Source organism: Ligilactobacillus sp. MP3 (assembly GCF_024436335.1).
GTDB classification, from domain to species: domain Bacteria; phylum Bacillota; class Bacilli; order Lactobacillales; family Lactobacillaceae; genus Ligilactobacillus; species Ligilactobacillus salivarius.
In genome coordinates this window covers 1-281 of sequence record NZ_JANFQI010000041.1, presented here as the reverse complement: position 1 = coordinate 281, position 281 = coordinate 1, and the positions used below count along the sequence as shown (strand labels likewise).

At 39.1% G+C, this 281-nt stretch carries 1 protein-coding gene; it reads left to right on the top strand.

Features of this window, described 5'->3' with window-relative positions; translation table 11 throughout:
• A partial coding sequence (locus NOU10_RS09340) for a hypothetical protein (protein WP_255906667.1) occupies nt 1-281 on the top strand: 281 nt, incomplete at both ends.

The window sequence follows — 281 nt, the reverse complement described above, 5'->3', positions numbered from 1 at the left end:
CTAGATACCAAGAGTCAAAGTCTAACGTTCACTCAACCAGGCAAAAAAGATCTAGTAACAGGCAAAGAAACTTGGAGCACAGATGTTCCAAGTCAAAGCTTCGATGAAGTGAAGACACAAGAAAAAGTAGGCTACACTCCAGATAAAGCTGTTGTTCCAAGTGAAACAGTAATATTTGATACTAAAGATTACACAGAAACTGTAGTATATAAGGCAAATGAACAAACCGGTCGAGTAGTATATGTGGATGATGACAACGGTGGACAAGAAGTCAAGCAAGG